The following is a 25,775-nucleotide window of genomic DNA, read 5'->3' on the forward strand; positions in this document are numbered from 1 at the left end:
GTCGTGCCGCGCGGGCGCGGACCATTTCTCTATTCACCTCGTTCGGTAACACCCCGCGCTCTCGTCTGTGGCATGATCGCTGCGGGGAGCGATTCGGACGATGAACAACACGGCCTTCGGGGGCACCACACTCGCCGCGCGGCTGGTGGACGCGCTCTATACGGAAGCGATGCTTCTGGCCGACGAGACGCGCGGTTATTTCGACGATGCGGGGGCCGAGGAGCGCGAGGCGCTGCCCCCCAAGCTGCGCGTGGAATTTGCGTGCGAAGCGCTGAAGGGCACCACCCGCCTGATGCAGGTGATCGGCTGGCTGCTGATGCGAAAGGCCGTGCATGCAGGCGAGCTGCCCGTGGGCGCCGGCACCTCCGAAAATCGCCGGCTGGGCGAGGCTCCGCCGCTGGACCCGGCCGTGATCGCGCGCCTGCCGCAGACGGCGCGCCGCCTGCTGGCGAGCGGCGACGACCTCTACCAGCGCGTGCGCCGCATGGACGAGGGCATCGACATGCCGCCCCCGGCCGTAACGGCGAGCCCGGCGCTGTCGCTGCTCCACAGGCTGGAACAGTCGCTTTAGGCGGTGTCGGTGCCCGTCGGTGGCGACGGGAAGGGGCTGGCGCTCGCGGCTTGGGCGGATCGATATTCAGCGATGGGAAACGGCAGCTTTCGAGACATCGTCACCCTGAATGTGTTTGGCTGATGTCCCTTCGAACATAGAGACTTCGTCATGCCGGACTTGTTCCGGCATCCACCCGTCTGCTCATACCTCGGATCGCTGTTCTCGTCGCCCAGTGGACCCCGGAGCAAACCTGTCCTGAGCCTGTCGAAGGGGCCGGGGTGACGGGTACGTGTTCTGACGAGATACCCACCAGACAAGTTCAGGGTCCATGACCCGACCGTTGAGCCTGGCCTACCCGTCAGGGTCATGGATGCTGAAACGAGTTCAGCATGACAGGCTGGAATGATGCCAGCTCAGTCTTTCACATTATCGGAATGTCGATCTGGGCATCCAGCCTCAGTAAAACGCCCCGTAGATAACGTCGACGATCCGGCGCGTGCTGATCTGCACCAGCAGCAGATCCGGCCCGTAGCGCACCCAGCGATAGCCCGGCGGGGGCGCGCCGACGCCGAGCGGCGCATAATCGTCGAAATAATAAGCCGAGGAGAAGAACAGGCCGGGCAGGAGCAGCCCGATCGACCAGCGGCGATACCGATAGCCGGCGGGGTAGCGGAACGGACGGCCGTGTATCGGGCGGAAGCCGGGCGGGCGGCCAAGGCCGGGGCGATGGACCGGCGGGCGACCCGCGCCGGGGCGTCCGGGAACGGGATGGGGAAGAGGCGTCACGCCCGGACGGCCGGGGCGCGGCGGCTGGATTGCGGGACCGCCGGGGCGATCCGGGCGACCGACATGGCCGCCGGGCCTGCCGGGCTCGGGCCTTCCGGCGCCGGGTCCCGTCGGTGGGCGACCCGGTGACGGGCGCATGCCCTGACCGCTGCCGCCGGGCCTGCTGGAGCCTGCACCCTGCTGCGGCGGGCGTCCGCCACCGCCACCCGGCTGGGGCGGACGCGGCTGGCCGTTCTGGGCCATGGCGATATCGGGGAGGATGACGAGCATGGCCGCCATCCAAAGGAGCGACTTCTTCATCGGCGATCCCCTGTTCTGTCGTCACCGGGCTAGGCCGCCCGCAGCCGGATCGCAAGACGCGCGCAGGCGCCCAAACGAACAGCGCCCGCCTCTCGGGTGAGAGGCGGGCGCCAGTCTCGTGTCAGCCCTCGATCGGGCTGAGATCAGTTGGCGCGCTGGCCCAGACCCGCGATCGTGCGATCGACGAGACCCTTGTCGCTGCCCGCATCCAGCTTCTCGCCGATGATCTGCGCGGCGGCGGCGGCGGCGGCGTTGGCGGCCTTGGCGCGCAACTCGGCGATCGCGCCCCGCTCGGCGGCGGCGATCTTGTCCTCGGCCATCTTGCTGCGGCGTGCGATCAGCGTTTCCGCATCGCTCTTCGCCTTCTCGACGATCAGCGCCGCCTCGGCATGCGCGTGCTCGACGATCGAGGCGGCCTCGCCCGCGGCGGCGGCGGCCTTCTTCGCATATTCGGCCTTCAGCGCTTCCGCTTCGGCGCGCAGCTTGGAGGCCTCGTCCAACTGGGTGCGGATGCCCGCAATCTTCTTGTCCAGCGACGCGGCGATCGCGGTGGGGACCTTCTTCCACAGGATGATCGCGATCACGACGAGCATCGACAGCGCGACCCAGCCGCCCGGCGGCAGGCCCAGCGCGGTCATCTCGCCATGTTCGATCGTCTCGGGATTGGCGAGCGTGGTGGCGTTGAGTTCGGTGCCGGCGACTTCGGCCATTCTCTGATCCTTATGCCGCCAGCGCGGACTTGACCGCGCGAGCGGCCTCGGCGCGATCCACGTTCAGGCCGGACACGCGCGCCACGATCTCCTGCGCCGCCTCGGTGGCGACGGTTTCGATCCCGGCAGCGGCGTCGGCGAGCTGCGCGGCCAGAACCGCTTCGGCTTCGGCCGCCTTGGCCTGGACGGCCGCGTCGGCCGCCTTCACCTTGGCTTCGGCATCCAGCGTCGCCTTATGCTTGGCGGCGGCCGTTTCCGCCAAGGCGGCGGCACGGCTTTCGGCCAGCTTGGCGAGATAGGCTTCCTCGGCCGCATCGGCCTCGGCCCGCGCGGCTTCCGCCGCGGCGAGATCGCCCTGGATGCGCGCGTCGCGATCCTCGATCGTCTTCTCGATCTTCGGCAGCATCCCCTTGCCGATCCCGAAATAGAGGAGCGCGAAAACGATCACGAGCCAGAAGAGCTGGGACGCGTAGATTTCGGCGATCTGATCTATCTGAGGCATCGGCTGGAAACGGCCTTACGAAAGGTGGACGACAGGAGTTTCGCCGGGGGTGCCCCCGGCGAAGACCTTACTTGACGACGAACAGGATCAGGATCGCGATGACGAACGCGATCAGGCCCAGAAGCTCGGCGGCGGCGAAGCCGATGAACAGGCGGCCCTGCTGGCCGTCAGCGGCGCCCGGATTGCGGAGCGCGCCCTCGAGGAACGAACCGAACACGTTGCCCACGCCCAGCGCGGCCATGCCGACGCCGATGGCTGCGAGACCGGCACCGATGACCTTGGCAGATGCGAGATCCATTTGATATTCCCTTCTGTGAACTATGGTTCGTTAAATAACTGAAATCAGTGAAGATTGATCGCGTCGTTGAGGTACAGCGACGTGAGCAGGGCAAAGACGTAGGCCTGGATCGCCGAAACCAGCAGCTCCAGCGCGGACACGCCGATGATCATGATGAAGGAGAGGATGCTGACGCCGTAGCCGATGCCGCCGGCATTCAGGCCCTGCACCACGAAGCTCGCGAACACGTCTAGCAGGATGTGGCCCGCCGTCATCGCCACGAACAGTCGCAGGCCCAGGCTGAACGGACGCACCAGGAAGCTCGCCAGCTCGATCACGAAGATCAAGGGGATCATCACCTTGGGCGTGCCGTGCGGCACGAACAGCGAGAAGAAGTGGAAGCCGTGCTTGGCGAAGCCCACGACCAGCACGATCGCGAAGCTGAAGAAAGCGAGGATCGCGGTGAGCGTGATGTGGCTCGTCACCGTGAACGGATGCACGCCCGGCACCACGCCCAGCGGGATCAGCCCGATCAGGTTGGCGAACAGGATGAACATGAAGAGCGAGAAGACGTAGGGCGTGAATGCCCTACCCTTCGGCCCGATATTGGCGTCCATCATGTTCGTGACGAAGCTCGTCATGCCCTCGACGGCGGCCTGCCAGCGGCCGGGGACGAGCTGACGCTTCATCCCGCCCAGCATGAACAGCCACAGGCCGGCGAGCGTGATCACCATGAACAGGGCGCTGTTCGTGAACGCGATATTGTGGCCCGCAACGGACCAGTCGGCGCCGAACAGCGGCTCGACCTTGAACTGATGCATCGGATCGATGCCGGAGCCCTCAGCGGCCACTCTCTTCAACCCCTGTTATGGGCAACAGCGCCCGGATCACTCCGCGCGCTGGCCCGAAATTCGCATGATATTCCGGAAGGCGACCGCGATCCCAAGGACCATCAGCACCAACAGGAGCCAGGGCGACGTGCCCAGCCAGCGATCGAACAGCCAGCCAATGAGCGCACCGCCTGCCGGACCCGCGATCAATTCCGTCAACACACGGCTGCCCTGGCTGTAGCCCTTGCCCGGCTTGCGATGTGCTGTGTCGGTCCTGATCTTCTCGGCATGAGCGGCCGCTTTGAGCCGCTGATCCAGCGACGAAAGCCGGATATCTCCTCCGATCGGATCCTGCCCGGTCCCGTCCTCCGCCACGGCCATCCTCCTCCATATCGTCCTGATCGGAAAAGCATGCCGCACCGGCGGGCGTTCCCGTCAGGCGCGCACCCTCTAGGAAAGGGGTTCTCCTGAGTCAACCAAGCGCTGACCTTGGGGGGACAATGTCCGCTTCGGCCTCTCCCAAATTCCCGGTTCACACCCAACTTCAGCCCAACGGGAGAAGGGGCCGTACAGAAGGTCGATTGAGAGAGTCAGGTTGTAACCGGCCAAAGGCCCGCTAGCCTCCCGTCCATGAGCGACATCGATCCCGCGCATGATACGAGCGGCCACCGCGCCCGCCTCCGCAGCCGCCTGATCGAAGGCGGGCCGGACGCGCTGCTGGATCACGAGCTGGTCGAATATCTGCTCACGTTCACCATTCGCCGCATCGACACCAAGCCGATCGCGCGGCGCCTGATCGACGAATTCGGCGGCGTCGGCCCGTTGCTGAGCGCGGATCCGGAATCGCTGGCGCACGCGAACGTCAGCGAAGCCGCGAGGGGCGCGATCCTGATCGCGCGGGCGGCGGCGCTCCGCTTGCTGAAGAGCGAGGTGAAGGACCGCCCGATCCTGGGCAGCTGGCAGGCGCTCACCGATTATCTCCACGCCGCCATGGCGCACCGCGCGACCGAATCCGCGCGCGTGCTGCATCTGGACGTGAAGAACGTGCTGATCCGCGACGAGCTGGTTTCGGAAGGCTCGGTGGACCAGGCGGCCATCTATGTGCGCGAGGTGGTGCGCCGGGCGATCGAGCTGCACGCTTCGGCGCTGATCCTCGTCCACAATCATCCGAGCGGCGATCCGTCACCCTCGAAACAGGATATCGCGCTGACCCGCGAAATCATCGCCGCCTGCCGCCCGCTGGGGATCGCCGTCCACGATCATGTGATCGTGGGCAGCAAGGGCCACGCCAGCCTGCGTTCGATGGGGCTGATGTAGACAGTCCCCAAAAGCAGGGCGGGACGGTCAGGCAGACACAATTCAGTTCGTCCTGAGCGAAGTCGAAGGACGGGCTTCAAACGTTCCCGCTTGGGGCACGTGCTTCGACTTCGCTCAGCACGAACGGGATCGGGGAGGAAGCGCGTTTCCTCCCCTCCAACCCTTACTTTTTCACGGCGCCCGGTGCCGGCTTGGCTGCGGCGGCCGTCATTTCCTTGCCGATCTGCTGCATCATGGCGCGGCGCTGCTGCACGCGCTGCACGCAGGCGTTCATCGCCGGCGCCATCATCGGCGGGGTCAGCGTCTTGGCGATCGTCATCACCTGCGCCTTGAGCTGCGCGGGCGTAAGCCGGGCGTCGACGCGCCCGAAATAATATTGTGCGGATTCGATCGCGAAGCGCTTCTTGGGCTCATCCTTTTCGGTCGTCGCGAAGGCGTTGGCCACCATCATGCAGCGCACGTCGGAGGCGGCATCCTGCGCGAAAGCGGGCGCGGCGAGCGTCGCGGCGAAGGAAAGAGCCACCGGGAACAGGAAAAGAGAGCGCATGAAAGACAGGAAAAGAGAGCGCATGAAAGAAGGCCTCATGATCGAAGGACGCCGCCAACTGCCACAAAGGCGGCCTGAACGCGACCGCCATGACGGATTCGCGCTTTTTCAACGCACCGCCGCCTTCGCCGTTGCAGCGCGAAGGCCCCCGATTACACTCCGATAGGCAAGACAGGCTGACCCACCGCCTTATTCCCGCCCATCGCGAGGCGCCGACCGGCCCTCGCGCATCCTTTCAGGAGTCCGTGACGTGAAGCGCATGACGATGTCGACCGGCCTCGCCCTGATTTCCGCCATCTTCGCCAGTGCACTCGCGGCCCCGGCCCTGGCCGCGCCCGCCCGATCGAGCGGCGATTTCGAGGAGGTCCACGCTTACTGGAGCAACGGCCAGCTCCCCGCGACCTTCCATCTCGCGATCACGATGACGGTCGATGGCGACACGGTCAGCTATCGCGGCGTCAACTCCACCGACAAGGATCACCCCCATCTCGCCACCTGGTCCGGCGTGACAGACGGCAAGCGCACTGCCTTCGACGGCGGCTATTTCGATCATATGGCGCTGATGAAGACCGGCCCCGACGAATTCATGATCGAGAAGTATCGCAACGGCGATCTCGTGGTCGGCGAATTCTGGCGCTACGACGCGGCCGGTGATGAATGGGTCCGCCACGGCGTCGTCGCGCGCGCGGCCGCCGATGGCACGTCGAAATCATATATCGAGGTCTTCAAGCGCAAGAAGTGAGGCGCGACGCAGCCCCGCCGACGGCGATCGGCATGACCCGGGCGCCCTGAACGCCTGCCCGGCTCCGCGGGCGACCACGACGGCGCGGAGGTGCCGCCGCCGCGCCACGTGTCCGGCATGCGTCTGGCGAGGCTTTTCCATTTCACCTTTGCAATCTTGTGGAAGAGCCGGCGGCTAGTAAGCGTGGCATCCATGATTTTCGCCCGCCGCATCCTCCTCCTGCTCGCGCTTTCGGCGGCCCCCGCCTGGGCGGCGAAGGGGCCGAAGATTCCCGACGACGCGCCCTATTGCGCGCCGCCGGGGACGAAGCCCGTCTTCCTCTCTCCGATGGGGGAGCCGTTCCGGGGTGTCGCGGGGCAGGCCTATCCGGCGGTGATCTGGTTCGCGGGCGCGGACGGCGATCATGACGGGAGCGTCTCGCGCGGCGAGTTCGTCCGGGATGCCGAGCGCTTCTTCAAGACGATCGATCTGGATCGTGACGGCAGGATCACGCCCGAGGAGGTGATCGCCTACGAGCGCGATGTCGCCCCCGAAATCGCGCTCTACAGCCGCTCGCGCGATTATGTGGAGGTGCCGTCGCGCGGGCGCGCGCAGCGCGGCTATGGCGGCGCGATCGGGGCGGGGCGCTATGCCTGGCTCAACGTGCCGGAGCCGGTCGTCTCGGCCGATAGCGATTTCAATCGCGTGATCGATGCGGACGAATTCCGGCAGGCGGCCTCGCGCCGCTTCGACGCGCTGGCCAAGGGGCAGGACAGGCTGACTCTTGCCGCGATGCCGCGCACGCCGATCCAGATCGCGATCGAGGGGCTCTGCCGGCCTCGCCCGACGCCCAAGAAACCCAAGAACGGGGACCATCGCGACGCCCCCGACGACCAGGATGACCATGCCCGCGGGGAGGGGCAGCCCAAATGAACGATCCGACCGCACGCCTTCTCGTCGTGGATGACGATGCCGAGCTTCGCACCCTGATCGCCGATTTCCTCGCGGCGAGTGGCTATGAGGTGACCGCCGCGGCCAACGCCGTCGAGATGGACGAGGCGCTGGCCAAGGAAACCTATGACCTGATCGTGCTGGATCTGATGATGCCCGGCGAGGATGGCCTGTCGGTGCTGCGGCGGATGCGGGGCGGCGGCGGCCCCGGCATCATCATGCTTTCCGCGATGGGCGAGGATACGGACCGGATCGTCGGGCTCGAGGTGGGCGCGGACGATTATCTGGCCAAGCCTTGCAATCCGCGCGAGCTGCTGGCGCGGGTGCGGGCGCTGCTGCGCAGGCGGGCCGAGCTGCCGGCCTCGGGCAGCGGCGCCAAGGTGCGGCGCTTCGGCGTATGGGCGCTGGATATCGTCCAGCGGCGCATCTCGCGCACCGGCATCGCGCCCGTGCAGTTGACCGACGCCGAATTCCGTACGCTCACCGCCTTTCTCGATCGGCCGCAGCGCGTGCTGACGCGCGATCAGCTGATCGAACATGCCAAGGGCCTGTCCAGCGACGTGTTCGATCGCGCGATCGACGTGACGATCAGCCGGCTGCGCAAGAAATTGGCGCCGGAGGATCCGATCCGCACCGTGCGGAACGAAGGCTATATGTTCATGCAGAAGGTCGAGGGATGATCCGTCGCCTGCGGGGGCTGCCGCTCTTCTGGCAGACCCTGATCCTGTTGTTCATGTCGGTCGCCGTCGCGCAGGCGGCGGGGGTGCTGGTGCTGATCATCTCGCCGCCGCCGCGCCCCGATTTCAACCGGATGGGCGATATCGTCGCGGCGCTGACAGGCAATGCCCCGGCGCGCGAGCGGCGCGACCATGACGATCGCGGCGATCGCGAGCGCGAATTGCATGTCCACCGCGAGGCGGCGGCGCCGAGCCCGCGCCCCGACATGGTGTCCGATCCCGCGCTCGTCCGCGCGCTGGCGGAGCGGCTGCATGTCAGCGATGCGAGCGTGCGGCTGTGGTATGAGCCGGATCGGCCGGCACGCGCGGCGCTGGGCGAGCGACGCGGTCGCCGGTCCGTCTTCATCAAGGATGGCGAGCCCTTGTTCTTCGCGCCGATCGTGGTCGGCGTGAAATCGGGCGACGGCTGGACGGTGGCCGAAACCAAGCTGCCGCCGCTGATCGCGCCGTGGCAGCGGCGGATGGCGTTGTGGTTCGCGTTGAGCTCGATCCTGCTGCTTCCGCTCGCCTGGGTGTTCGCGCGGGCCCTGACCCGGCCGATCTCCAGTCTGGCCGATGCCGCCAATCGGCTCGGCACCGATCCCACCGCGCCGCCCGTGGCGGAGGAGGAAGGGCCGGCCGAGCTGCGCGTGACGGCGCATGCGCTCAACCGGATGCAGAGCCGTATGGCGGATTATGTGGGCGAGCGGACCGCGATGATCGGCGCGATCGCGCACGATCTCCGCACGCCGCTCGCGCGCATCGCCTTCCGCATCGAGGGCGCGCCGGAGCCGACGCGTGAGAAGGTGCTGGCCGATGTCGAGCAGATGCGCGCGATGCTGGCCGCCACGATCGGGTTCGTCCGCAATCTGGATACGAGCGGTGCGCGCGTGCCGGTGGATCTTGCGGCGCTGGCGAGCGCGCTGACCGACCAGGAGGCCGATCTCGGCCGTCCGGTGAAGGCCGGTGAGACGGTGCGGGCCACCGTGCTGGGCGATCCGATCGCGCTGGAGCGGCTGTTCCAGAATCTGATCGACAACGGCATCGCCTATGGCGAGCGTGTCACCGTGTCGGTGCGGCCCGATCAGGGCATGGCGCTCGTCTCGGTCGCGGACGAGGGACCGGGCATGGAGGAGGGGCTGCTGCAGCGCGCCTTCCAGCCGTTCGTGCGCGGCGATCCCTCGCGCAATCGCGATACGGGCGGGATCGGCCTGGGCCTCACGATCGCGCGCACGATCGCGGAAAATCATGGCGGCACGCTGGCGCTGGCCAATCGCAAAGGCGGCGGGCTGGAGGCGCTGCTGCGGCTGCCCCTGGTGGCTTGAGGCCGGGAACCTGTTCCGTTCGCATTGAGCGTGTCGAAGTGCCGTTCTTTCTTGATGCTGTCGATAACCAAGAAGGACGGTGCTTCGACAGGCTCGGCACAACCGGGCTTCAGGAGTGGTTATTTCTCTGATGCCCTGCCCAGTCGCCGGTCGAGCAGCACCATCAGGTGGCCGAAGAGGAGGAATACCGCCGAGATCGTGACGACATAGGCGGACACGCCCGCCCAGCCGATCCGGCCCGGATCGATGAAGGGATAGGGATAGAAGCCGCCCGTCGCCCCCCGGATCAATGCATAGCCCAGATAGACGATCGGGAAGATCGCGATCAGCCAGGGATCGCGCGCCCGCAGCTTGCCCTTTTCGGCGAGGAACAGCCACGCCGCCACCGTCAGCAGCGGCACCGCATCGTGCAGCAGCGCATTGGTGACGAGCCGCCAGCCCGTCGGGTGGACGATCCGGCGCAGCATCAGTTCGAACACCGCGCCGACCAGCGCCATCGTCATGGCCAGCCCGGCGAGGACGAGGGGATGGCGCAGCTTCACCGATCCCAGCGCGATGCCGGTGAAGACGATCGCCGTCGTCAGGTTCGACAGGATCGTGAAGAAGATGGAGAGGCGCCAGAGCGCGGGGGCGAGGCCGTGGACGCGAAGCGCCGCCAGCACCACCTGCAGGATCAGCCCGCTCCACCCGCAGGTCGCGATGGCCGCAGCCCAGAGACGCCAGCGCCGTTCACTCATCCGCTTGGGTCCTCCCAGAAGCTTGTGGATCTGCTATTCTTTTGTTACGTCAGCGTGAAACATAATAACCCAGGCAACGGGCGATAGCCCGGATGCGTTGGGGAGAGGATGAATGAGATGGCCGAGCCGCGTCCACCGCGCAATCTGCCGCCGCTGTCGCTGCACGTGCCGGAGCCTCGCTTCCGGCCGGGTGACGCTGTGGATTTCGCCCAGTTCGATCGCGGGGCGGCGGGCGCCGTCGCCCGGCCGGATACCGCCGTCGCCGCCGCCGACATACGCGACCTGCCATATGCACTGATCCGCGTGCTGGACGATGAGGGGCGGGCCAAAGGGCCTTGGGATCCGCGTCTCGATCCCGATCGGCTGCGCGCGATGCTGCGCCATATGGCGCTCACCCGCGCGTTCGACGATCGCATGTATCGCGCCCAGCGGCAGGGCAAGACCAGCTTCTACATGAAATGCACCGGCGAGGAGGCGACCTCGGTGGGCGCGGCGCACGCGCTGGACCAGGAGGATATGTGCTTCCCCTCCTATCGCCAGCAGGGGCTGCTGATCGCGCGGGGCTGGCCGATCGGCGACATGATGTGCCAGATCTATTCGAACAGCGGCGATCGGCTGAAGGGCCGGCAGATGCCGATCATGTATTCGGCGCGCGAGGCCGGCTTCTTCTCGATCAGCGGCAATCTGGCGACGCAATATCCGCAGGCGGTGGGCTTCGCGATGGCGAGTGCGGCCAAGGGCGACAGCCGGATCGCGGCGAGCTGGGTGGGCGAGGGATCGACCGCCGAGGGCGACTTCCATTCGGCCTGCACCTTCGCCAGCGTCTATCGCGCGCCCGTCATCCTCAACATCATCAACAATCAGTGGGCGATCTCGTCCTTTTCCGGCTTCGCGGGGGCGGAGGCGACGACCTTCGCGGCGCGCGCGATCGGGTACGGCATCGCCGGGCTCCGGGTGGACGGGAACGACATCCTCGCCGTTTACGCCGCGACCTTGTGGGCGGCCGAGCGGGCACGGGGCAATTTCGGGCCGACGATCATCGAGCATTTCACCTATCGTGCCGAGGGCCATTCCACCTCGGACGATCCCAGCAAATATCGCTCCGCCGACGAGCGCGCGGCCTGGCCATTGGGCGATCCGGTCGCGCGGCTGAAGCAGCATCTGATCGGCTTGAGCGAATGGGACGAGGAACGCCACGCGGCGATGGATCGCGAGGTGGCCGAACATGTGCGCGACGAGGGGCGCAAGGCCGAGGCGCTGGGCACGCTCCACGACGGATTGAGCCAGCCTTTCACGACGATGTTCGAGGATGTGTTCGAAGAGCAGCCCTGGCACCTGAAGGAGCAATCCGAGCAGATGCAGGCCGAGCGCAAGGCGGCGGGGATATGAAGGCGAGCCCTCTGATGTCCCCGTGCGTCCTGAGCCTGTCGAAGGACGGGCTTCGGGCGGTGCCTTTTGCCTCCCGTGCTTCGACTTCGCTCAGCACGAACGGAGTGGGGGGCGACGGAGATGAGTGAGGCCATATCTCAAACCCGCACCATGAACATGATCCAGGCGATCAATTCCGCTCTGGATATCGTGATGGGTCGCGATCCCGATATCGTCGTGCTGGGCGAGGATGTCGGCTATTTCGGCGGCGTCTTCAAGGCGACCGAGGGCCTGCAGGCGCGTCACGGCAAGGCGCGCGTGTTCGATACGCCGATCAGCGAATGCGGGATCATCGGCGTGGCGGTGGGGATGGCCACCTATGGCCTGCGGCCCGTGCCCGAGATCCAGTTCGCCGATTATATCTATCCGGCGCTGGACCAGCTCGTCTCCGAGGCGGCGCGGCTGCGCTATCGATCGGCGGGGGAATATACCGCGCCGATCACGGTGCGGACGCCGTTCGGCGGCGGCATCTTCGGCGGGCAGACCCACAGCCAGAGCCCCGAGGGGATCTTCACGCATGTGGCGGGGCTGAAGACGGTGATCCCGTCCAATCCCTATGACGCCAAGGGGCTACTGATCGCGGCGATCGAGGACAATGATCCCGTGATCTTCTTCGAGCCCAAGCGCATCTACAATGGCCCGTTCGACGGCCATTATGATCGGCCCGTCACGCCCTGGTCCAAGCATCCGCAGAGCGCGGTGCCGGAGGATTATTATCGCATCCCGCTGGGGCAGGCGAAGGTGGTGCGCGAGGGTGAGGCCGTCACTCTGCTCTGCTACGGCACGATGGTGCACGTCGCGCTCGGCGTGGCCGAGGAGACGGGCGCCGACGTAGAGATCATCGATCTTCGCACGCTGGTGCCGCTGGATATCGCGACGATCGAGGAGTCGGTCCGCAAGACCGGGCGCTGTATCGTGCTGCACGAGGCGACGCGCACCGGCGGCTTCGGAGCCGAGCTGGCCGCCCTCGTGCAGGAGCGCTGTTTCTATGCGCTGGAGGCGCCTGTCGAGCGCGTGACGGGTTGGGATACGCCGTATCCCCACAGCCTGGAATGGGCCTATTTCCCCGGCCCGGTGCGGCTGACGCAGGCGCTGAAGCGCGTGATGGAGAGCTGAAAAATGGCGCGCACGACATTCCGGTTGCCGGATATCGGCGAGGGTATCGCCGAGGCGGAGATCGTCGCCTGGCATGTGAAGGTGGGCGACCGGATCGAGGAGGATGATCCGCTCTGCGACATGATGACCGACAAGGCGACGGTGGAGATGACCGCGCCGGTTTCGGGCGTCGTGGTGGAGGTGGCCGGCGCGGTCGGCGACCAGATCGCGATCGGGGCGATGCTGGCGGTGTTCGAGGGGGAGGAGATTGCGGGCGAGGCGACGGTGGTGGAGGCGCCAGCGGAGGCGAGCGCCGTGGCCTTGAGCGAACCGATCGAGCAGGATGCGATCCGTTCGGTTCGAGCAGCGTCGAGTGAAGTCGAGACGCGCCCGTCGAGAACTCCTGACCAAGACGGTGTTCTCGACAAGCTCGAACCAGACGGGCGTGGAGATCAGGCGGAGCGCCGCGTCCTGGCGTCTCCCGCTGTCCGAGCGCGGGCCAAGGATCTGGGTATCGATCTTTCACAGATCCAGGCGCAGGGCGGCCGCGTCCGTCATTCCGATCTGGATGCCTATCTTGGCTATCACGGCGCCTATCGCCCGGCGGGGGGCGCGGCCCGGCCGGATGAGGCGATCAAGGTGGTCGGGCTGCGCCGCCGGATCGCGGAGAATATGGCGGCCGCCAAGCGCGCCATCCCGCATTTCTCCTATGTCGAGGAACTGGACGTCACGAAGCTGGAGGCGCTCCGGGCGGACCTGAACGAAACGCGTGGGGACAAGCCCCGGCTGACCCTGCTGCCGCTGCTGATCGTGGCGATCTGCAAGGCGCTGCCCGATTTCCCGATGATCAACGCTCGCTATGACGATGCGGCGGGGATCGTGACGCGGCACGGCGCGGTCCATCTCGGTATCGCGACGCAGACCGATGCGGGGCTGATGGTGCCCGTGCTCCGCGACGCGCACAGCCTCAACATCTGGCAGCTGGCGGGCGAGATCGTGCGGCTGGCGGAGGCGGCGCGCAGCGGGAAGGCGAAGAGCGAGGAGCTTTCGGGATCGACGCTCACGATCACCTCGCTGGGGCCGCTCGGCGGGATCGCCACCACGCCGGTCATCAACCGGCCGGAGGTTGCGATCATCGGGCCGAACCGGATCGTGGAGCGGCCGGTGTTCCGTGATGGTCAGGTGGTGGCGGCGAAGCTGATGAATCTGTCCCTGTCGTGCGACCATCGCGTGGTCGACGGATGGGATGCGGCCAGCTTCGTGCAGGCCGTCCGGCGGCTGATCGAGACCCCGGCTCTGCTGTTCGTCGACTGAGTCAGATCAGGACGAGCAGCAGCAGCGTCAGTCCGAGAAATCCGCAGGTGCCTGTGCACCAGGAAACTAGGCAGGCGGAATCGAAATTCACGAACGTTTCCGGTGGGATAATATGCATGGCATCCTCTCCCGACTTCGTGCGAATCGGCACAGAGAGAATGACTCAAATCCCCAATATTGGAAAGAGCCCGAGACGGTCCTTTTTTTGTGTGATCCGCTAACGCGGAGTGCCGCACCAGCCCGCTCCCCCACCCGGCCTCCCAACGGCAGTATCATATGGGAGGCCGGGTGGGGGAGCGGGCTGGTGCGGCCTCTGGCTCAGCAACGCTGAACCAGTATCAAAGCCGCCGCAGCCACAATTCCTTCACCGCGTGCCGTGCGCCCTTGCGGATCACGACGTCGGCGCGGCTGCGCGAGGGTAGGATATTCTCGCACAGGTTGATCGCGTTCACGCTCGCCCAGATATCCCGTGCCGCGACCAAGGCCTGCTCGCGCGTGAGATGCGCGAAGTGATGGAAATAGGATTTGGGATCCTGGAAGGCCGTGCGCTGGAGCAGCAGGAAGCGCTCCTCATACCAGCGCTCGATATCGTCCGGATCGGCATCAATATAGATCGAAAGATCGAAGAAATCGCTGGCCGTATAGGGATAATAAGCGTCGTGGCCGGTGCCGATCTGGAGGACGTTGAGCCCCTCGAAGATCAGGATATCCGGCTGATCGACCGTCTGCACCTGTCCCGGCACGATATCATAGGCATGGTGCGAATAGACCGGAGTCTCGCCGCGTCCGGTGGAGCGCACGTCGGCGAGGAAATCGATCATCCGGCGCACGTCATAGCTTTCGGGAAAGCCCTTCCGCGACATAAGCCCACGCTCTTCCAACGTCCGCGTGGGATAGAGGAAGCCGTCCGTCGTCACGAGATCGACGGAGGGATGATCCGGCCAGCGCGAGAGCAGAGCGCGCAACACGCGCGCCATCGTGCTCTTGCCGACCGCGACGGAGCCCGCGATCGCGACGATATAGGGCCGGCGGCTGGCGGGGCGGCCGAGAAAATCGTCGGTGACGCGGGAAAGGCCGCGCGAGGCGCCGACGTGCAGATTGATCAGGCGCGTGAGCGGCAGATAGACCTGCTCCACCTCGGCCAGCGAGATGGGCTCGTTCGCGCCGCGCAGACGCGCCAGATCGCCTTCGTCCAGCGTGAGCGGCACGGCCGAGCGCAGCCGCGCCCAGGCGGCCCGATCGAAGCGCGTATGGCTGGACGTGCCGATCGGGGCGTCGGGCGCGAACGACGACCAACTCGGCCGCCGGGCGGTTCCTTCTACAGGAATGACGCCACTTCCCGCTTGGGATGCTCCACCAGATGGCGAATCAGGCGATTGGCCTTGTCGACGAGGATCACATGCGGCGTGATCGGCTCGGCCGTCAGCTCGAAGCCCATGATGATGACCTCCTCGCCCTCGCCGATCAGATGCGCGGCGGCGCCATTCATGCAGATCTCGCCCGAACCGCGTTCGCCCGCGATCACATAGGTTTCGAGGCGCGAGCCGCTGGTGTTCGAGACGACCAGCACCTTCTCGCCCGCCCACAGGCCGACCGCGTCCAGCAGATCGCTGTCGATCGTGATCGATCCGACATAGGCCAGATTCGCCTCCGTAACGGTGGCATTGTGGATCTTGGAGCGCATCACCCAACGCACGATAGACATCCTCCCGCCGCTCAACCGGCTCAGGCCGCATATAGTGCGTGAATCCGCGTTCGCGAAGATGTCGCATTTGCGAGGGGGCACCTCGCGGGCTAGAGCCGCCGCCCGAACCATGAACTTGAAGTCCCCCTCTCATCGTGAGGACAGGCTCAGCCTCTCTTCAGGGCGAGCGGACGGCTGGAGCAGGAGCCAGTTAAGATGCGGCTGACCGTCGCCGGGATCGCCCGGATGAAGGCCAAGGGCGAGCGGATCGCGATGCTCACCTGTTACGATCACGCCTCCGCGCTGATCGCGGAGCGGGCGGGGCTGCGCTTCCTGCTGGTGGGCGATTCGCTCGGGCAGGTGATGCTGGGCCACGGATCGACCATCCCGGTGACGCTGGACGACATGATCCACCACAGCGCCGCCGTGGCGCGCGGCGCGCCGGAGTCGCTGATCGTCGCGGACCTGCCGTTCCTCACCTATGCGAGCGCAGATCAGGCCGTGCTGTCCGCGCGGCGGCTGATGCAGGAAGGGCGCTGCCACGCGGTCAAGCTGGAGGGCGGGGCGCCCGTGCTGGGCGTCGTGGAGCATCTGGTGTCGCTGGGCGTGCCGGTGATGGGCCATCTGGGTTTCACCCCGCAGGCGGCCAACCAGATCGGCGTGCGGGTGCAGGCCAAGACGGCGGCACCGGCGGCGGAACTGATCCGCGACGCGCTGGCGCTGGAGCGCGCGGGCGCGTTCGCGATCGTGCTGGAACTGGTGCCGATCGAACTCGCGGCCGAAGTCTCGAAGCGGCTGACCATCCCCACGATCGGCATCGGCGCGGGGCCGGGCTGCGATGGGCAGGTGCAGGTGTGGCATGACGTGCTGGGCCTCCACGATCATCCGCCGTTCCGCCATGCGGGCCGCTATGGCGAGATCGGCAAGGCGATCGAGACGGCGCTGGCCGGATATGCGGGCGACGTGGTGAGCGGCGCCTTCCCGACCGAGGCCAATGGCGCCTCGATCGACGCGAGCGTGATCGCGGAAGCGGCGGCGCTGGTGGACGGGCAGGCGAGCGCGAGCGCGCTCGTGGACGACCGCGCATGAAGATCGCCCGCACCGTGGCGGAGGTGCGCGCGGCGCGCGCGACGCTCGGCCGGCTCGGCTTCGTGCCGACGATGGGGGCGCTGCACGACGGGCATATGAGCCTGATGGCGGCGGCGCGCGACGGCTGCGACGCGGTGGCGGCGAGCATCTTCGTGAATCCCACCCAGTTCGGCCCGAACGAGGATCTGTCTCGCTATCCGCGCCCGATCGAGGCGGACATCGCCCGGCTGGAGGCGGCGGGAGTGGAGATGTTGTTCCTGCCCACGGTGGACATCGTCTATCCCCATGGTTTCGACACGCGGATCGAGGTGGGTGCGATCGCCAACCGGCTGGAAGGCGCGGTGCGGCCCGGCCATTTTTCCGGCGTGGCAACGGTGGTGAACAAGCTTTTCAATATCGTGGCGCCCGATGTGGCGTGGTTCGGCCAGAAGGACGTGCAGCAGACGCGCGTGATCCTGCAGATGGTGCGCGATCTGGACCTGCCGGTGGAGATCAGGATCGGCGCGACCTTGCGCGAGGCGGACGGGCTCGCTCTGTCCAGCCGCAACGTCTATCTTTCGGCCGGGGACCGTGCGGAGGCGGTGGCGCTGTATCGCGGGCTTGCGGCGGCCGAGGCGGCATGGGCCGGGGGCGAGGCGCGCACGGCGACGCTCCGTAGCCTGATCGCCACCGAGATCGCGACGACCGGCGGCGTGGTCGATTATATCAGCATCGCGGATGGCGACACGCTGGAGGAACTGGACGCGGTGCCCGATGCGGGCGCGGTGATGTCGCTGGCGGTGCGCTACGGCACGACACGATTGATCGACAATCTGGTGCTGGCGCCGCGCGCCGCGCGCTAAATGCGCATTGTGAACGCGCCGATTGGCGCGCTGCGATTTCGGCGAAGCTGAAACCGGGCACGCGGCGCGGCTTCGGGCGAAAGGCGCCGGGACAGGCTGGCCGTTGTCGAAAGCAGCGGGATTGATGACTTGGTCATGACGTCAGCTCCGCGCGCCAAGTAAGGCATGTCGGGAGCTGTAGGACAGAGGGATTTTTGACATCCCCTGCGAGCAATTAGTTAATCCAAGAATCAATTACACCTTGGATATCGGTGGGCTGAAGTGCCCATCGATAGGCAGGATGGACCTCCATGTCGAAGCCAAAATCGATTGTAGGGTTTATCAAAAATCGACTTTGATCGAAATTCCTTCGAACGATAGACCCATCTTCTTCTTCAGCCCTAGCTTGCAAAAAATCAATCTTGTACAAAAAAGTAAGAAGCTCAATATCGGACGATGGTTTTCCGCTAGTGAAGCTGGCTGAGACGTGTTGTTTGATATTTTTTATTTTTACAATAATCTGATCTCTTGAGAAAAGGAAGCTATCAGAGGTCCGTCGTTGGCGTTTTGCTGGTCTGAATTGCAATAGGACATTTTGAATTTGTGGTAATTCGGATTTAAACTCGTTCACTAAGTCTTGGAGTCGTTCCTCGGAATATCGAGGGAAAGATGACTCGAGGTCGTGAGTGGTTATGATTTTGTGTCCCCGAAGGTAGGCAGCTTTCGCTGCGCCGTGAAACATTTTAATTAAATCTCGCGGCCTTGCTCTGCAAAGTGACAGCAATACCCGGTGTATAGGGGCCTTTGACCAGTGACCTTCTCCAGTGAATTTTTCTTCAATAACAAGAGACAATATATCTCGTGATATGGAGGACTGCGACATCGATTTTATTTGCTGATATGTGTCCAGTTTTCCAAATGATCGAGAAATTCTATAGGCGGCGAGGCAGAGGATTTCGTGATTGGTCCAAGTAAGTTGGATTATATTTCGTTCTATTTTGTCAGTCGATTCGTCGGATGTTCTTACGAGGTAATAAACATCTGTGCGCAATGCGATTCTGCAGCGCATATTCTCATCTGCGTTTCCAAGGTCCCGAATTGCATTAAGAAGTGCTGAAATGCTGTTAATGTCAGAATTTGACGCTTTCCACCCTCGGTCAATATCGTCTATATATACAAAAATATTCATTGTCTTTGAGAAGCGATCGAAAAGTGACTTCTCTACTTGACCGGCTATTTCTGGTTTTATAAGCGATAAAAAATCAAAGATCGTAGCTGAAAGGCCTTTTGTAAGGTTGGCTGCCCAGCCAGACATAGTCTTCTCTATAGAAGACGCTCCAAGTCGTTCTGCTGCTTTTTTTGCGATGACTCGAACAATGCCCCTTTTCCAGCCTTCAATCAATCTATTGAAGTCTTGACTCTTTATTTCATGCGCGATTTCTTCGATATCTCCCGGTTGGATGAATACAGCAAGTCGTCCGCTCTCTTCATCGTCGAGATATGCTCGTCGCAGCAGTGCGCTCTTTCCAACCCCTTTATGTCCAACAAGTATTCTTATTGGTAAATCTTCGGTGAGTTTTTCGTAAGATTTGTTTGCGACGAAGTACTCTTTAAAACGCTCCTTGCGTTCCCCTTCGGCATCTTCTGCGCCGAAGAGGTTCTCAATTTCGCGGTCTGTAAAGCCGTTCTTCGATAAAGACATCTCTTACTCCGCCGCCACGCCCGGGCCGAACAGGCCGCCGTCACCCGCATCCTCGTTCGCCACGGGCGCATCGACCTTTGCGGCCTTGCGACGGTCGAACGCGTCCCACACGTCGTTCCACTGGCCCTTGGTGGCGCCCTTCGAATATTCGGTCGCGCGCGTTTCGAAGAAGTTCGCATGCTCCACGCCGTTCAGCAGCGGGGCGAGCCAGGGGAGGGGATGCTCCTCGATCATGTAGATCGGCTTCAGGCCCAGCTGGCCCAGGCGCCAGTCGGCGATGAAGCGGACATATTTCTTGATGTCCTTGGGCGTCATGCCGTTGACCGGGCCCATCTCGAACACGAGATCGATGAACGCATCCTCGATGCGGACCGTCTTCTGGCACATGTCCAGAATGTCGTCGCGCACGGACGGCGTCATGCAGTTCCGCTCCTTGCAGAAGGCGTGGAACAGGCGGACGATGCCCTCGCAATGGAGTGTCTCGTCCCGCACGGACCAGGTGACGATCTGGCCCATGCCCTTCATCTTGTTGAAGCGCGGGAAGTTCATCAGCATCGCGAAGCTGGCGAAGAGCTGCAGCCCCTCGGTGAAGCCACCGAACATGGCGAGCGTCTTGGCGATGTCTTCGTCCGTATCGACGCCGAACGTGCTCAGATAGTCATGCTTGTCCTTCATCTCCTTATACTGGAGGAAGGCGCTATACTCGGTCTCGGGCATGCCGATCGTATCGAGCAGGTGGCTGTAGGCCGCGATATGGACCGTCTCCATGTTGGAGAAGGCGGTCAGCATCATCTTCACCTCGGTGGGCTTGAAGACGCGGCCATATTTCTCGTGGTAGCAATCCTGCACCTCGACGTCCGCCTGCGTGAAGAAGCGGAAGATCTGCGTCAGCAGGTTGCGCTCATGATCGGTGAGCTTCTGTGCCCAGTCGCGGCAATCCTCGCCCAGCGGCACCTCTTCGGGCAGCCAGTGCAGCTGCTGCTGGCGCTTCCAGAACTCATAGGCCCACGGATATTCGAAGGGCTTGTAAACGCGGCTGGCCTGAAGAAGCGGCATGACAGAAACCCTTGCGACTCGTGAGGTGAATGGTCGCCGGAACGAAACGGGAACCGGTCGATATATGGGTGAGGCTACGCCGATCCGCCACAATGTCTAGACTTGACGGGGCGCTTTTCCACAGGGGATTTTCGGGTGAATCGGGCTTGGGAGGGATGGCCGTTCCGTCATCCCGGCGCAGGCCGGGATCTCGATCGGAGGAGCGCCGCGCCCGCCTCGGGCAATCCCGGCCTGCACCGGGATGACGCTTGGGTGGGGCGCGTGGTGCGACGCTCTTCCGTTGGGTTCGAGCCTGTCGAGAACCGCGGTCAGAGAAGGGGTTCTCGACAAGCTCGAACCAAACGGGAGGAGAGGCGGAGAGGATAGGCGCGACAAAGCGAGCCTTTCGCGGGGCTTGTGGGGCAACGGCTTCGCAGGTGCAGCGTTGGCCGGATATGGCGACGTTTGCTGGAAATCCGGGGCGCGGAGGGCGCTCCTCAGGCGAAGACGCGCGGGCCGGCGGCGTGGGTGCGAAGACACGTGAGAAGGCGCCGGCCATGCACTTCCCGCTGCTGGACGCCGGGCGTGGGCTCGCGGCATTGGTGGTGGTGGCGCATCATGTCGGCAACACGTCCGGCATGGTGATCGCCAAGCACGGCCATCTGGCGGTCGACTATTTCCTGATGCTGTCGGGCTTCGTCGTGGCGATGAGCTATGAGGGGCGGCTGCGCGGCGAGGGGGGGCGTGACGCGATGGCGTTTCGCGATTTCCTGGGGATGCGCGCCAAGCGGCTCTATCCGATGATCTTCCTCGGCGCCGCGCTGGCGACGATTGCCTTCGCGCTGGCACCCAATCCGGATGTGCGCCCCGCGTGGATCGCGCTGCAATTCCTGCTGATCCCGGCCATGGCCTGCTGGGTGATCTTCCCGCTCAACGCGCCGCTCTGGTCGCTCTTCTACGAGGGGATCGCCAACGTGGCGCATGGCGGCGTGATCGCCTTCGCGCGCGATCGGACGATCGCGATCGCAGTGGGCGTGCTGGGGCTGGCCGCGATGGGGATCGCGCTGACGCATGCCGATTACAATATGGGTTTCCGGCCCGGCGAGGAATGGATCGCGCTGGTGCGGATCTTCGGCGCCTATCTGGCGGGCGTGCTGCTGTGGCGGCTGCACGCGGCCGGGCGGCTGCCGCGGATCGAGCTGCCCGCGTTCGTCGCGCCCCATGTTCCGATGGGGCTGGTGCTGGCGCCTCTGCTCGCGCCGGCGTTCGTGCCCGACAAGGCGGTGACGCTGGCGGCCCTGTTCCTGTGCTTTCCGGCGAGCCTCGTCTGCTCGCTGGTGGGGCGCGAGCGGCCGGGGAGCGTGGCGGCGTGGCTGGGTGGCATCTCCTATCCGCTCTACGCGATCCACATGCCGATCCTGCTCGGCGCGCAGGCGCTGGGGCTGGTGGAGACGCCGTTTGCGTGGCTGGTGGCAGGGCTGTTCGCCGTGGCGGCGGCGTGGGGCGTGGAGCGCTTCGTGGATGCGCCGATCCGGGGCTGGCTCAAGCAGAAAAAGCGGGGCCGTTCCGCCCGTCCGCGCGTTGTGGCCCTGCAGAGCTAGAGGAGATGCAGGCGATGTTCGAGAAGAGCCAGATCAAGGAGCATATGGAGGTCATCGGTGCCGATGGCGTGCATGTCGGCACGGTCGACCATCTCGACGGCGAGCGAATCAAGCTGACCAAGAAGGACAGCGGCGCCGGCTTCGAGGGCGGTACGCATGAGGGCCATCACCATTTTATCTCGCTGGGCCTCGTGGCCGAGGTGGAGGGCGACACGGTGCGCCTGTCCGCCAACGGCGACGTGGCCGTGACGTTCGAGGAAGAGGCGTAAACGGATCGGGTGCGGCGCCTGGTGCGTCGATGCCCGGCGTGTTGGAGGGGGCGGAGCCGGGTGGCTCCGCCCCCTTTCTCATTTCGCGGCGACGGTGGCCGCAGTGGCGGGGGTGACGCCGTAGCTGGCGAACTCTTCACGCACTTTCGGGCTGGATTTCAGGGCGGCGGCGATGTCCGCATCCGACTTCGCCTTGTCGCCCTTCCGTGCCCAGGCGACGCCACGTCCATATAACGAAGCGGCGCGTCCGGGCGTCTGGGCGATCGCCTTGTCATAGTCCGCAATGGCCTCGTCGATCCGGCCGAGACGGAGCAGAACGAAGGCGCGGCTGTCGAGGATCTGGCCAGACGTCGGCAGTTTGGCGAGCGCCGCATCGCAATCGGCGAGGGCGGAGTCCAGCGCCACACCGGCGGTCGCTTTTTCCCAGCACATATTGTTCAACGCCATCGGATGGGTGGCGAGCGTACGAGCGGCCGCGAACTCCTTCTCGGCGCGGACGGCGTCCCCCATCGCCGCATAGGTTATTCCGCGCCGGGTGAGCGGCGAAAAATCCTTGGGCGCGAGCGCGGCCGCCTGGCCATAAAGCGCAATGGCCTCCGCATAATGCTTCTCGTCCGTTTCGAGATTGCCCTTCGCGATGATGGTGTTGACCAGTTTCGGATTGAGCTTGAGCGATGCATCCAGATCGGCGCGGCGCCCGGTAAAGTCGGTCCTGTCGCGAATGTCTGAGCGATTGAGGTAGGTGTAGGCCTCCGGCTTGATCGCGAGCGCCTGATCCAGCGCGCGCATCGCATCCGTCCTGCGGCCGATATTGTCGTAGATTCTCGCCGCGGCAACGAGGGGATAGGCATCGTCGCGCGGGAGCTTCTCGAGTGTGGCGGCTTCGGCCGCGACCAGATCCGTCTTGCCCTGCGACGCATAGATGTTGGCGCGCAGAAGGCGCAGATCGACGGGCTGAAAGCCTGCGGCGAGCGCGGTTGTGGCATCAGCCAGCGCGCCCTCCTGATCGCCTGCCGCCGCCTTTGCGCGGGCCATGACGCCGCGTGCGACGAGATTGCCGGGGTTCTTCGCGAGAACGGTCGTCAGAGAGGTGATCGCCTCCTGCGTTCTACCTGCCTGAAGCGCTATTTCGGCCAGCGCGGCGGTGGGACGATCATCGTCCGGCGCGGCCGCCTGTGCGGCCTTGAGATCCTGCTCGGCACCGGCCTTGTCGCCTCGCTGCTCCCGGATCCCCGCGCGCGCCATCAGCGCGTTGGCGCTTCTGGGATCGAGGGCGACGGCGCGTTCGAACGAGGCCACCGCACCATCCTTGTCACCGCGACTGGCGAGGATCGCGCCGCGCTGGAGGAAGCCGTTCACATCGGTGGGCGTGGTGGCGAGGATCGCGTCGCGCTCCGCCTCGGTCGGGAGGTAGCCCTGAGGCTTGTAGATATAGATGGCCTGATCCGCGAGATCGCGCAGCGCCTGCTGCGCGGCGGGCGCGTCCTTGGCCGGAAATTCGGGGGTGAGGCTGCGTTCGGACTTTTCGACCGTCACCACATCGTCCGCCATCCGCGTGGTGCGGACATAGGCGACGCCCGCGACGGTCTGGTTCACGTCGTCCTTGGTCTGCGTCTTTCCTCCGGTGAAACCTTTGGGAAGCAGCACCCGCTCGGTGAGCTTCGAGTAATAGGGATAAGCGACCTGGAATGGCGCGTCCGTGTTCGGGCCGGGCTGGCGCGTGAAATCGGCGCGCCAGCCGAGCGAGGTGCCGTCGGTCTCATACCGGCCCTTGCTCCAGTCCATCTTCGCGGTGCCCTCCAGCACCAGCGTCTCCTCGCCCGTCTTGGGATCGTAGGTGGCGGTGACGTTGGTGGGATCGAGGACGTCGAAACGACCGCGCCAATATTCACGTAAAGCCCGATCGCGCGCGTCGGGGGCAAGATTGGCGAGGCCGAGACTGACGCCGAGCGCGCCATCGCCGCGTAGAATGATGCTGGCCTTGGCAGAGGCCGGTAGCGAGACGCCCTTGTGCGCGTCCAGCTCGATCGAGACGACCTCATTGGGAATGGCGAGCGGCTCCGGCATGATGCGGACGAGCGTGGCGCCGGTGGGCAGGAGCGGGAGGCCCCAGCCGAAGGACGGCGTTTCGATCCGGTCGAGGCTCGCATCCCCCGTCCGCGTGCCATCCAGCCAATAGGTCTTGCCCGCCACCTTCGCGCGGACGAGGACGTGGTTGAACAGGGCGACCATCGGCAGGCGTTGGTCCATGCCGTCGCCATAGACGGTGCTGACGGCAACCGGATCGGCCTCCACGCCCAGCTCGTGCAGGAAGCCCAGCAGCATCGCCGTCTTGGCCTTGCAGTCGCCATAGCGGCGCGACCAGGTCGTCTCGGCATCGGCGGGGGTGAGGCCGCCCACGCCCATCAGCAAGGCGACATAGCGCACGCGCTGCTGGACGAGCGCCAGCGCGGCCTCGGCGCGCGCCTTGGGATCGGCGGAAGCGGCCTTGATCTTCTCCAGTTCGTCGCGAAGCGGACCCTTGGCCGGAATGGCCGAGGCCTTCCCGTAGAGCGGAGCTTCCAGCGCGGCGGCATCGGCCCAGCCGGCGAAATCGCTGATCTCGACAAGGCGGCCGACGCGGTAGCGCAAGGGCGCGCCGGCGGGGACGGGCAACGGCTCGATATTCGACAGCGCCAGATCGACGGTGGTGAACGCGCCCTGCTTCACCGGCTTCAACGCGGGCAGGGCCGAGGTGGCGCGCACCGCCACCTTCATCGTCGAGGGCCAGCGCACGCCGATATGCGCCTGCTGGACGGGCAGCATGTTCCACGAGGCGCCGGCCTGCTCGACATGGCCGCGCAGCACGGGATCGCTCGTCTCGACCGAGAATTCGGTTTCGAGGATATCGCCCACCTCCAGCCCTTCCGGCTGGATATTGGCGGTGAGCACGCCATCAAGCGTGGCGATCTCCATATTCTGTTCGCGCCGGGCGACCGTGAAGGTCTGGCCCGAGGCGAGGACGTCGATCGCCTTGTCACCGCGGCGGATGACGAGCTTGTGGACGGTGAGGATGTCCGTCTCGGGATTCCAGGGCAGCGAGATGTTGCCCACGCCGAGGCCCTGCGGTGTCTGCACCTTCACCGCCGAATGCGAATAGGTGACGCGCTTGCCGGGCTCGAGCGAGATCTGCTGATCGGAGAGCAAGATGCGGACGGCGGCTTCGTCCGGCTTGGCGGGAGCGGGCGGGACGGCGAGCGGCTTCACCCAGGATGGCGCGGGCGCGATGACGGGCTTGTCGGCGGCATGAGCGGCCTGCGCGCCGAACGAGGCGGCGAGCAGCCAGAAGGCTTTGTGCATGTGTGTGATTTCCCCCTGGCGACGATCCTATCGCGGCCCGGGCCGCGAGCGCCAGCCCGATTGGCGGGATTTCGCCTTGGTTCGGCAACAAATTCATGGTTAAAATCGAGGGGATTTTCGGGATCC

Annotated in this window: 26 protein-coding genes; 13 read left to right on the top strand and 13 right to left on the bottom strand. The window is 65.2% G+C overall.

The genetic code is table 11. The features are described 5' to 3' along the window. Nucleotides 1-100: 100 nt before the first annotated feature. Nucleotides 101-571, top strand: a complete 471-nt coding sequence (locus HL653_RS13765) for a DUF1465 family protein (protein WP_171745018.1) — start codon at nucleotides 101-103, stop codon at nucleotides 569-571. A 438-nt stretch (nucleotides 572-1,009) separates the two neighbouring features. Here the strand turns inward: HL653_RS13765 and HL653_RS13770 are convergent, their stop codons facing one another. The 6 genes from HL653_RS13770 to HL653_RS13795 form a co-directional block, all read right to left on the bottom strand. After that, a complete protein-coding gene (locus HL653_RS13770; protein ID WP_171745019.1) occupies nucleotides 1,010-1,639 on the bottom strand; it encodes an RcnB family protein in 630 nt (209 codons plus the stop codon). Nucleotides 1,640-1,782: 143 nt separating this feature from the next. Further along, the gene (locus HL653_RS13775) at nucleotides 1,783-2,277 is read right to left on the bottom strand and encodes a hypothetical protein (RefSeq protein WP_253718104.1); all 495 of its coding nucleotides are present in this window, start codon (nucleotides 2,275-2,277) and stop codon (nucleotides 1,783-1,785) included. An 82-nt stretch (nucleotides 2,278-2,359) separates the two neighbouring features. Continuing rightward, the gene (locus HL653_RS13780) at nucleotides 2,360-2,851 is read right to left on the bottom strand and encodes an ATPase (RefSeq protein ID WP_171745021.1); all 492 of its coding nucleotides are present in this window, start codon (nucleotides 2,849-2,851) and stop codon (nucleotides 2,360-2,362) included. 67 nt (nucleotides 2,852-2,918) lie between these two features. Then, complete coding sequence (locus HL653_RS13785; RefSeq protein ID WP_171745022.1) at nucleotides 2,919-3,149, bottom strand: F0F1 ATP synthase subunit C; 231 nt, start codon at nucleotides 3,147-3,149, stop codon at nucleotides 2,919-2,921. Nucleotides 3,150-3,193: 44 nt separating this feature from the next. Beyond that, on the bottom strand, nucleotides 3,194-3,979 hold the full coding sequence (locus tag HL653_RS13790; protein ID WP_171745023.1) for a F0F1 ATP synthase subunit A: 786 nt from the start codon (nucleotides 3,977-3,979) through the stop codon (nucleotides 3,194-3,196). A gap of 36 nt (nucleotides 3,980-4,015) precedes the next feature. After that, nucleotides 4,016-4,333 carry an AtpZ/AtpI family protein gene (locus tag HL653_RS13795; protein WP_171745024.1) on the bottom strand — a complete coding sequence of 106 codons (318 nt, stop codon included), beginning with the start codon at nucleotides 4,331-4,333 and terminating at the stop codon, nucleotides 4,016-4,018. 255 nt (nucleotides 4,334-4,588) lie between these two features. Here HL653_RS13795 and radC point away from each other — a divergent pair, with 255 nt between their 5' ends. Next, nucleotides 4,589-5,275 (top strand): DNA repair protein RadC, encoded by a 687-nt coding sequence (gene radC, locus HL653_RS13800; protein WP_171745025.1) that lies wholly within the window; start codon nucleotides 4,589-4,591, stop codon nucleotides 5,273-5,275. A gap of 163 nt (nucleotides 5,276-5,438) precedes the next feature. Here the strand turns inward: radC and HL653_RS13805 are convergent, their stop codons facing one another. Continuing rightward, nucleotides 5,439-5,846, bottom strand: a complete 408-nt coding sequence (locus HL653_RS13805) for a hypothetical protein (protein ID WP_171745026.1) — start codon at nucleotides 5,844-5,846, stop codon at nucleotides 5,439-5,441. 226 nt (nucleotides 5,847-6,072) lie between these two features. On the opposite strand from HL653_RS13805, the gene HL653_RS13810 reads away from it, so the two are divergent. From HL653_RS13810 to HL653_RS13825, 4 genes are all read left to right on the top strand, one after another. Then, nucleotides 6,073-6,564 (top strand): hypothetical protein, encoded by a 492-nt coding sequence (locus HL653_RS13810; RefSeq protein WP_171745027.1) that lies wholly within the window; start codon nucleotides 6,073-6,075, stop codon nucleotides 6,562-6,564. A gap of 192 nt (nucleotides 6,565-6,756) precedes the next feature. Next, nucleotides 6,757-7,476 (top strand): hypothetical protein, encoded by a 720-nt coding sequence (locus HL653_RS13815; protein WP_171746978.1) that lies wholly within the window; start codon nucleotides 6,757-6,759, stop codon nucleotides 7,474-7,476. Continuing rightward, the gene (locus HL653_RS13820) at nucleotides 7,473-8,174 is read left to right on the top strand and encodes a response regulator (protein ID WP_171745028.1); all 702 of its coding nucleotides are present in this window, start codon (nucleotides 7,473-7,475) and stop codon (nucleotides 8,172-8,174) included. Before HL653_RS13815 ends, HL653_RS13820 begins: the two co-directional genes overlap by 4 nt. Next, a complete protein-coding gene (locus HL653_RS13825; protein WP_171745029.1) occupies nucleotides 8,171-9,535 on the top strand; it encodes an ATP-binding protein in 1,365 nt (454 codons plus the stop codon). The genes HL653_RS13820 and HL653_RS13825 overlap by 4 nt, the downstream gene beginning before the upstream one ends. 119 nt (nucleotides 9,536-9,654) lie before the next feature. Here HL653_RS13825 and HL653_RS13830 read toward each other — a convergent pair whose 3' ends face one another. After that, a complete protein-coding gene (locus HL653_RS13830) occupies nucleotides 9,655-10,272 on the bottom strand; it encodes a Pr6Pr family membrane protein (protein ID WP_171745030.1) in 618 nt (205 codons plus the stop codon). Between the two features lie 117 nt (nucleotides 10,273-10,389). Here HL653_RS13830 and HL653_RS13835 point away from each other — a divergent pair, with 117 nt between their 5' ends. The 3 genes from HL653_RS13835 (at nucleotide 10,390) to HL653_RS13845 (ending at nucleotide 14,109) form a co-directional block, all read left to right on the top strand. Next, a complete protein-coding gene (locus tag HL653_RS13835; RefSeq protein ID WP_171745031.1) occupies nucleotides 10,390-11,661 on the top strand; it encodes a thiamine pyrophosphate-dependent enzyme in 1,272 nt (423 codons plus the stop codon). A gap of 150 nt (nucleotides 11,662-11,811) precedes the next feature. After that, nucleotides 11,812-12,816 carry an alpha-ketoacid dehydrogenase subunit beta gene (locus HL653_RS13840; protein ID WP_171745032.1) on the top strand — a complete coding sequence of 335 codons (1,005 nt, stop codon included), beginning with the start codon at nucleotides 11,812-11,814 and terminating at the stop codon, nucleotides 12,814-12,816. Nucleotides 12,817-12,819: 3 nt separating this feature from the next. Beyond that, the gene (locus HL653_RS13845) at nucleotides 12,820-14,109 is read left to right on the top strand and encodes a dihydrolipoamide acetyltransferase family protein (protein ID WP_171745033.1); all 1,290 of its coding nucleotides are present in this window, start codon (nucleotides 12,820-12,822) and stop codon (nucleotides 14,107-14,109) included. 338 nt (nucleotides 14,110-14,447) lie between these two features. Here the strand turns inward: HL653_RS13845 and coaA are convergent, their stop codons facing one another. Beyond that, complete coding sequence (gene coaA, locus HL653_RS13850) at nucleotides 14,448-15,317, bottom strand: type I pantothenate kinase (protein ID WP_253716860.1); 870 nt, start codon at nucleotides 15,315-15,317, stop codon at nucleotides 14,448-14,450. A 110-nt stretch (nucleotides 15,318-15,427) separates the two neighbouring features. After that, complete coding sequence (gene panD / locus HL653_RS13855) at nucleotides 15,428-15,814, bottom strand: aspartate 1-decarboxylase (RefSeq protein WP_367613561.1); 387 nt, start codon at nucleotides 15,812-15,814, stop codon at nucleotides 15,428-15,430. A gap of 195 nt (nucleotides 15,815-16,009) precedes the next feature. Here panD and panB point away from each other — a divergent pair, with 195 nt between their 5' ends. Both panB and panC read left to right on the top strand, forming a co-directional pair. Then, nucleotides 16,010-16,882 carry a 3-methyl-2-oxobutanoate hydroxymethyltransferase gene (gene panB / locus HL653_RS13860; protein ID WP_171745034.1) on the top strand — a complete coding sequence of 291 codons (873 nt, stop codon included), beginning with the start codon at nucleotides 16,010-16,012 and terminating at the stop codon, nucleotides 16,880-16,882. Beyond that, nucleotides 16,879-17,724, top strand: coding sequence for a pantoate--beta-alanine ligase (gene panC / locus HL653_RS13865; RefSeq protein WP_171745035.1), 846 nt, complete (start codon nucleotides 16,879-16,881; stop codon nucleotides 17,722-17,724). Before panB ends, panC begins: the two co-directional genes overlap by 4 nt. A 214-nt stretch (nucleotides 17,725-17,938) precedes the next feature. Here the strand turns inward: panC and HL653_RS13870 are convergent, their stop codons facing one another. Further along, entirely contained in the window at nucleotides 17,939-19,405 is a 1,467-nt protein-coding gene (locus tag HL653_RS13870) for a hypothetical protein (protein ID WP_171745036.1), read from the bottom strand. 3 nt (nucleotides 19,406-19,408) lie between these two features. Beyond that, nucleotides 19,409-20,461 carry a ribonucleotide-diphosphate reductase subunit beta gene (locus tag HL653_RS13875; RefSeq protein WP_171745037.1) on the bottom strand — a complete coding sequence of 351 codons (1,053 nt, stop codon included), beginning with the start codon at nucleotides 20,459-20,461 and terminating at the stop codon, nucleotides 19,409-19,411. Nucleotides 20,462-20,997: 536 nt separating this feature from the next. Between HL653_RS13875 and HL653_RS13880 the strand changes: the two genes are divergently transcribed. Together HL653_RS13880 and HL653_RS13885 are read left to right on the top strand one after the other, a co-directional pair. Then, on the top strand, nucleotides 20,998-22,041 hold the full coding sequence (locus tag HL653_RS13880; RefSeq protein ID WP_171745038.1) for an acyltransferase: 1,044 nt from the start codon (nucleotides 20,998-21,000) through the stop codon (nucleotides 22,039-22,041). A gap of 14 nt (nucleotides 22,042-22,055) precedes the next feature. Next, nucleotides 22,056-22,310 carry a DUF2171 domain-containing protein gene (locus tag HL653_RS13885; protein ID WP_171745039.1) on the top strand — a complete coding sequence of 85 codons (255 nt, stop codon included), beginning with the start codon at nucleotides 22,056-22,058 and terminating at the stop codon, nucleotides 22,308-22,310. 78 nt (nucleotides 22,311-22,388) lie between these two features. Here HL653_RS13885 and HL653_RS13890 read toward each other — a convergent pair whose 3' ends face one another. Then, entirely contained in the window at nucleotides 22,389-25,649 is a 3,261-nt protein-coding gene (locus HL653_RS13890; RefSeq protein ID WP_171745040.1) for a DUF3857 domain-containing protein, read from the bottom strand. Nucleotides 25,650-25,775: the final 126 nt, after the last annotated feature.

It is taken from the genome of Sphingomonas sp. AP4-R1 (assembly GCF_013113735.1).
Classification (GTDB): domain Bacteria; phylum Pseudomonadota; class Alphaproteobacteria; order Sphingomonadales; family Sphingomonadaceae; genus Sphingomonas_I.